9 protein-coding genes and 1 tRNA gene are annotated in these 6,627 nt (G+C 70.2%); 6 read left to right on the forward strand and 4 right to left on the reverse strand.

Features of this window, described 5'->3' with window-relative positions:
• The first annotated feature begins 41 nt into the window (after positions 1–41).
• From BXA10_RS28925 to BXA10_RS28945, 5 genes are all read left to right on the forward strand, one after another.
• Positions 42–521: a MarR family winged helix-turn-helix transcriptional regulator gene (locus BXA10_RS28925; RefSeq protein WP_076474013.1), complete on the forward strand. Its 480-nt coding sequence runs from the start codon at positions 42–44 to the stop codon at positions 519–521.
• 54 nt (positions 522–575) lie between these two features.
• Entirely contained in the window at positions 576–3,218 is a 2,643-nt protein-coding gene (locus BXA10_RS28930) for a thiamine pyrophosphate-dependent enzyme (protein WP_076474014.1), read from the forward strand.
• Positions 3,219–3,328: 110 nt separating this feature from the next.
• On the forward strand, positions 3,329–3,766 hold the full coding sequence (locus BXA10_RS28935; protein WP_076474015.1) for a DUF3052 domain-containing protein: 438 nt from the start codon (positions 3,329–3,331) through the stop codon (positions 3,764–3,766).
• Between the two features lie 103 nt (positions 3,767–3,869).
• Positions 3,870–4,334 (forward strand): peroxiredoxin, encoded by a 465-nt coding sequence (locus BXA10_RS28940; protein WP_076474016.1) that lies wholly within the window; start codon positions 3,870–3,872, stop codon positions 4,332–4,334.
• Positions 4,335–4,415: 81 nt separating this feature from the next.
• Positions 4,416–4,487: transfer RNA gene (locus BXA10_RS28945), tRNA-Val, on the forward strand.
• A gap of 65 nt (positions 4,488–4,552) precedes the next feature.
• Here the strand turns inward: BXA10_RS28945 and BXA10_RS32500 are convergent.
• From BXA10_RS32500 to BXA10_RS32785, 4 genes are all read right to left on the reverse strand, one after another.
• Complete coding sequence (locus BXA10_RS32500) at positions 4,553–4,681, reverse strand: hypothetical protein (protein WP_281251459.1); 129 nt, start codon at positions 4,679–4,681, stop codon at positions 4,553–4,555.
• Positions 4,682–4,728: 47 nt separating this feature from the next.
• Positions 4,729–5,652 (reverse strand): tetratricopeptide repeat protein, encoded by a 924-nt coding sequence (locus BXA10_RS31180; protein ID WP_139338214.1) that lies wholly within the window; start codon positions 5,650–5,652, stop codon positions 4,729–4,731.
• Positions 5,653–5,805: 153 nt separating this feature from the next.
• Positions 5,806–6,147, reverse strand: a complete 342-nt coding sequence (locus BXA10_RS28955) for a hypothetical protein (protein WP_076474018.1) — start codon at positions 6,145–6,147, stop codon at positions 5,806–5,808.
• 50 nt (positions 6,148–6,197) lie between these two features.
• On the reverse strand, positions 6,198–6,416 hold the full coding sequence (locus BXA10_RS32785; RefSeq protein ID WP_076474019.1) for a transposase: 219 nt from the start codon (positions 6,414–6,416) through the stop codon (positions 6,198–6,200).
• Between BXA10_RS32785 and BXA10_RS32790 the strand changes: the two genes are divergently transcribed.
• Positions 6,339–6,627 (forward strand): hypothetical protein (locus tag BXA10_RS32790; RefSeq protein ID WP_425436135.1); only part of this gene is annotated, 289 nt, incomplete at its 3' end. The two genes, BXA10_RS32785 and BXA10_RS32790, sit on opposite strands and share 78 nt — an antisense overlap.

The following is a 6,627-nucleotide window of genomic DNA, read 5'->3' on the forward strand; positions in this document are numbered from 1 at the left end:
GGGGATGATCAATTCCGCTCACGCTCCGTAGACTGGGTCGCATGACGTTGGCAGCCGTCCCCACCGCCGGCCCGGATCCGGCTGACCGTTCGGGGCTGGCGGGCGACACGATGCGCGGGATCATGCACGTCGCCGCGGCCATCCGGCACCAGCAGGACGTCGAGATCGCCGAGTTGGGCCTCACCCCGGCGGTCGCCCGCGCCCTGTACGAACTCGACCCGGACCGGCCGCTGCCGGCCCGCGACCTCGCCGAGCAGTTGCAGTGCGACCGGTCCAACGTGACCGCCCTCGTCGACAAGTTGGAGCAGGCCGGCCTGGTGCAGCGCCGGGTCGACCCCACCGACCGCAGGCAGAAGACGCTGGTGGTCACCGAAGCCGGTCGGCGGATCCGGCAACGCGTGCACGAGGTGATGTCGGACTCCCGACTGTTCGACGGGCTCACCACCGGCGAACTCGCCGCCCTGGGTGAGCTGGTCTGGAAGGTCTCCGACGGAAGCGCCGCCCGGCACTGCGGGACGTAGCGTCCCCGACCGGGAGTTGTGTGTCCGACTGGGCGCGACGGGCGCTCGTCGGTAATGCTGTCCGACGTGACCACCCCGCAAGATCTCGACGACCGGTTCCGGGAGACGCTGGCCGCGCTGGGCACGCCGCCGCACCGGCGTGATCCGGCCGAACCGGTCACCGACGGTGCGACGCTGACCGGCGCGCAGGCCCTCGACCTCTTCGACGCGCAGGTCACCAGCCGGCAGTTGGACCTGGCCGGTCGCTGGCTGCGCAGCTTCGGCGAGGGCTTCTACACCATCGGGTCGGCCGGCCACGAGGCGAACGCCCTGGTCGCCGCCGTGCTGCAACCGACCGATCCGGCCCTGCTGCACTACCGCTCCGGAGCCTTCTACTGCGTCCGGGCGGCTCAGGCCGCGGCCGGCCCGGCCCACACGATCGCGTCCGAGCCGGACGAGGTCGCTCCGGCACAGCCGGCGGGCTCGGTCACCGGCACGCTCGGCGCCGTCGATCCGGCGTCCCGACCGTCCGGCGTGCGGCACGACCCGGCCTCGGACGGGTACGACGTGGGAGTGGGCCTCTTCCGCGCCCCGGGCGACCCGGCGGACGAGCAGCCTGCCGACTCGACGCGCGACGACGCGGCCCCGGCCGTCACCGATCCGGCCGGCGCAGCGGACGAGGCATCGAGCGACACCCCGGCGGTCGACGCCGAGTGGGAAGCCGCCGGCGGGGCGGCGTGGCCGGAGCGCCCCTGGGCGTACGGCGAAGCGGCCGGGGACGTGCTGCGCGGCATGGTCGCCTCCGCCCGGGAGCCGATCGCCGGCGGCCGGCACAAGGTCTTCGGCCACCCCGACCTGGCGGTCGTGCCGACCACGTCCACCATCGCCTCGCATCTGCCCCGTGCCGTCGGCATGGGGCTCGCCGTCGAGTGGCTGCGTCGGCTGGAGACCCGGCGGGCCGGCGGGGTGCGCCTCGGCGACGACTCGAACGTCGCCCCGCCCTGGCCGCCCGACTCGATCGTCGTCTGCTCGTTCGGCGACGCCTCGATCAACCACGCCAGCGCCACCGCCGCGTTCAACACCGCGGGCTGGTACGACCACACGGGCCTGCGCATTCCGGTGCTCTTCGTCTGCGAGGACAACGGCCTCGGCATCAGCGTCCGGACCCCGCAGGGCTGGGTGGAGACCACCCTGCGCTCCAAGCCGGGGATCCGCTACTTCGCCGCCGACGGCGGTGACCCGGTGCAGGCGTACGCGGTGGCGGCGGAGGCGGCCGCCTGGGTGCGCCGGCACCGACGCCCGGCGCTCCTGCACCTGCGTACGGTCCGGCTGATGGGGCACGCGGGTGCGGACGCCGAGACGGCGTACCGCAGCCCGGCGGAGATCGCCGCGGACCTCGACCTGGATCCGGTGGCCGCCATGGCCCGCCTGCTGGTCGAGGCGGGCGTGGCCAGCGGCGAGGAACTGCTGGGCCGGTACGACCACGTCGGCTGGCAGGTGCGCCGCATCGCCGAAGAGGTGATCGGTGAGCCGAAGCTCACCGCCGCGGCCGACGTGGTCGCCCCGCTGGCGCCCAGACGGCCCGCACGGGTGGCCCGCGCGGTGGCCGAGGCGGCGGCCCGGGCCGGCGGACCGGGCGCGGCGGCACGCAACGAGACGTTCGGCGGCAAGCCGCCGGAGTTGGCCGGCCCGTTGACGCTGGCGCAGAGCATCAACGCGGCGCTGACCGACGGGATGCTCGACCACCCGGAGATGGCCGTCTTCGGCGAGGACGTGGCCGCGAAGGGCGGCGTGTACGGGGTCACCAAGGGCCTGCGCGACCGGTTCGGGCCGGCCCGGGTGTTCGACACCCTGCTCGACGAGACGTCGGTGCTCGGGCTCGGCCTGGGCGCCGGGCTGGCCGGGATGCTGCCCGTGCCCGAGATCCAGTACCTGGCGTACCTGCACAACGCCGAGGACCAGCTCCGGGGCGAGGCGGCCACCATGCAGTTCTTCTCGCAGGGGGCGTACCGCAATCCGATGGTGGTGCGCGTCGCCGGCCTGGCGTACCAGGAGGGCTTCGGCGGGCACTTCCACAACGACAACTCGGTGGCCGTACTCCGGGACGTGCCCGGGCTGGTGATCGCGGTGCCGGCGCGGCCGGACGACGCCGCCCCCATGTTGCGTACCTGCCTGGCCAGCGCGGCGGTGGACGGCAGCGTCTGCGTCTTCCTGGAGCCGATCGCGCTCTACCACACCCGGGATCTCTACCTCGATGGTGACGGCGAGTGGCTCGCCGGCTACGCGGGGCCGGGGGACTGGGCGGGTGGGCACGTGCCGATCGGCCGGGCCCGCGTGTACGGGGTGGGGTCTGCCGAGGATTTGACGATCATCACGTTCGGTAACGGCGTACGTCTGTCGTTGCGCGCGGCGGCGGCGCTCGCCGACGAGGGCGTCGGCACGCGAGTGGTGGATCTGCGGTGGCTCGCCCCGCTGCCGGTGGCGGACATCATCCGGGAGGCGTCGGTGACCGGCCGGGTGCTGGTGGTGGACGAGACACGCCGCTCCGGAGGTGTCGGCGAGGGAGTGATCGCCGCGCTGGTCGATGCCGGATATGTCGGTGCGGCACGGCGAGTAGCCGGAGTTGACTCATTTGTACCATTAGGTCCGGCCGCGCGTCAGGTTCTGGTCTCCGAAGAGGCCATTACCCAGGGTGCCCGCACACTCCTGGCACGGTAAATTCCGTTCCACCCGGTGCGCCACTTGCGCGGGGACGCACAACTGTGTGGACTTTGCCTGACGGCGTCGAACCGACGTCGAGCAGGGACGAGATGAGGAGGCACGCGACAGTGAGCGCGACCGCTGGTCAGGCCGCCGACGGGGTACGCAGCCTGGCGGACCGGTTCGGAATCGAGCCGGGCATGGTCGTCATGGAGATGGGGTACGACGAAGACGTCGACCACGATCTCCGCGACGCACTGACTGACCGCTCTGGAGATCTGGTCGACGAGGACACCGACGAGGTGGTCGACGCGGTACTGGTCTGGTACCGCGACGGCGACGGTGATCTCTTCGAGCTTCTCGTCGACGCCCTCGGCCCGCTGGCCGACAACGGGGTCGTGTGGCTACTCACGCCCAAGGCAGGGCGCGAGGGGCACGTCGAGCCGAGCGAGATCGCCGAGTCCGCGCCGACCGCCGGCCTCCAGCAGACCTCGACGGTCAACGCCGGCCGGGACTGGAGCGCCGCGCGCCTCGTTCTGCGCCGTGGGGCCAAGAGCAAGAAGTAGTCCTCCAGCCGCCGGGCGCCCCGGTGACGACGGGGGCAACCCGGTACCCCGGCGGTTCCGCCGCCGGGGTGGCTCATGTCGTCCCGATTCGAGGAGTTCCCGGATGCCGTTGACGGTCGGCGCGGAGGCGCCGGACTTCGTGCTGAAGGATCAGAACAACCAGGAGGTGCGGCTCTCCGGCTTCCGCGGCCGGCGCACCGTGCTGCTGGTCTTCTACCCGCTCGCCTTCACCGGTGTCTGCCAGGGCGAGCTGGCGGAGGTCCGGGACAACCTCGACGAGTACGTCAACGACGATGTCCAGGTGCTCACCGTCAGCGTCGACTCGGTCTACAGCCACAAGATCTGGGCGGACCGCGAGGGCTACCAGTTCCCGCTGCTCGCCGACTTCTGGCCGCACGGTGCGGTCGCCCAGGCGTACGGCGTCTTCAACGAGGTGGCCGGCGTCGCCAACCGGGGCACCTTCGTGATCGACAAGGCCGGCACCATCCGGTACGCCGAGATGAACATGCCGGGGGAGCCCCGCGACCAGCAGACTTGGCGAAAGGCGCTGGCCGAGGCCGCCGGCTGACCCGATCTGGCCACGCCGTGCGACCGGGCCGGCAGCGAGCAGGTAAGCTTGCCAGCCACCGGCCCGCCGCACGGGCGTTCCGGGCGCGTAGCTCAGTGGGAGAGCACTCGCCTTACAAGCGAGGGGTCGCAGGTTCGAAACCTGCCGCGCCCACCCATCAACACCAGCACGAATGCCGCCGACAAGATCTACCCCGGCAGCAATGACAGCAACGGTGGTCACGAGAGTCGCCCGTCGAGCTTGCCGAGTGCCTGGCGCATCGCGTCAAGGTTGGCGTGCGAGTAAATCTTTAGCGTGATCTTGACGTCGGCGTACCGGGCGATGGCCTGCACTACGTGTGGCGGCACGCCCAGCTCCATGAGCGAGGCTGGCCGGCTGCCAGCGGTTTCGGGTCTCAGGACCGGCGTGACAGGTCGGTCTCAGGACCTGCGTGACGCAACCGGCTGGGTGAGCTACGGCCAGTCGTTGGTTCTTGTGACGTGCCTTTTCGTGCGCCGCGACGCGAGAGGGGGAATCCCGACAAGCCTGATATCGCGACGGAGGTCAGGCCAAGGGTGGCTGCGGCTGGGATTGCTCGCGTGGCGCCGTACCCCGCACCGGCCGCGATGACTCCAGCGGCGATCGCCGCCGTGGACACCTGGGTCAACGTGAGCATCGGGAACACTCGTTCTGCCGACCGAGTGAGCGGGCCGATGACCACCATGGCGGCTAAGGCGACAAAGCCGGGCCAGATCATCCAACGAGCGTCGCTCGACCTGCCGGTGTCTACCGCGAACCAACCACACAGCAGCACGATCGCGACCGGGAAGGCCGCAAGGCTTACCGCGACCGCTACGGTGCGGCGCCGGATCCCCCGATATCCCCTGAGCGCGCCCCTTGCTGCGGCGCTGCCTGGATTCACGATGAGCGCTCGTTGGATGAGCTCTTTGAACCGTGCCGTGTCGCGATCGACCGCGAGGACATTCAAGGCGAGCAGGCTCAGTGCCTCGTGGTCATCGGGGGCGAGCTCCACTGCGCGCTTCGCGTCGGCATACGACTCCTGGTACCGGCTGAGCAGGTGGTGAGCCAGCGCGCGGTAGCGGTAGGCCACCGCATCCTCGGAATTGACCTCGATTGCTCGGTCGGCCGCGTCGATCGCGGCAGCTTCCTCGTCGAGCCCAATCAACGCGCCGGCGAGGCGGCGCCAGGCGACACCGTCATCCGGATGCGCAGTCAGATGTTCGCGCAGCAGTGCGACGGCGGGCTCGAACTGCTTGGCCAGAGCTAGCTCCCGCGCGCGGGCGACGGCATCGTCGCCGTTTCCGGACTCCGGCTGCATGCGGCTGCTCCTTGTCGCCCTCGATCAGCGGGCAAGGAAGTATCACCCACGCCCGCGATGTCGGTGAATGCGGGAGTGCCGCGCTGGTCTTGATACCGGTTTGTCATGCAGGTCCTGAGACCGGACAGCCGGCTGCCGGCGAAGTGGACGCTCCTATTGTTCGTCAAGTGGTGCCGTGGGTGGCTGGTTGAGCCCGTAGAGCTCGTTGAGGTCGAGCAGGTGATGGCCGAGTACTGATGCTGTTCGGAGGTTGAGCACGAGCACCATGAACAGGTTCGGGGTCCCGGACGCGATGAGGACATGCTGATGGATGCTGTCGGGCATCTGCCAGACGTTCGTTACCTCCTCGCGGCTGAAATCGTGGCCGGCGAAGTGATCGTGGGGGATGGCGTCGAAGTAGGGCCAGAAGTCGAATGGAGGAGGTTCGTCGACGTCGACTGGTGCTGGGGGTGTCCCGATCGTGGCGGTGAACTCGTCTGCCGTCAGTAGTCGCACCGGGTCATGGTGCCTGCTCTGTTGGGCGAGGTGCGAGATAGGTGAAGGCTTCACAGGCGATGTAGCGCTTGAGGCATCCCTGTGGTGCGGCGGGTGACGTAGTCCTTGGTGGGCTGGTGGCAGCGCATTCGGACGAGGGTGATGCGCCAGAGGGCGCGGTTGGCGTCGCGGTCGCCGCCACAGTGTAGGCGGTGGCGGTCGGTTCGTCCGGAGCTGGCCGGGATGGGCGCGACGCCGCAGAGCCGGGCGAAAGCCGCTTCGGAGTGCAAGCGGTGAGGGTTGTCGCCGGCGGTGACGAGGGCGGCCAGGCGGCTGTCGAGGTCATCGATCTCGGCTTGGAATGCGAGCCAGCGTCGGGCGAGGCTGCGCAGCGCGACTTTGGTGGGGGCCTGTCAGTTCGTTTGTGTAAGGGCCTGACCTGGTTGGTGATGTTATGCCTTGTCCAGGCGTCCGGGGAACATGATGTCGAACTGGTTCATG

This window comes from Micromonospora avicenniae (genome assembly GCF_900156065.1).
In the GTDB taxonomy this organism is placed as follows: domain Bacteria; phylum Actinomycetota; class Actinomycetes; order Mycobacteriales; family Micromonosporaceae; genus Micromonospora; species Micromonospora avicenniae.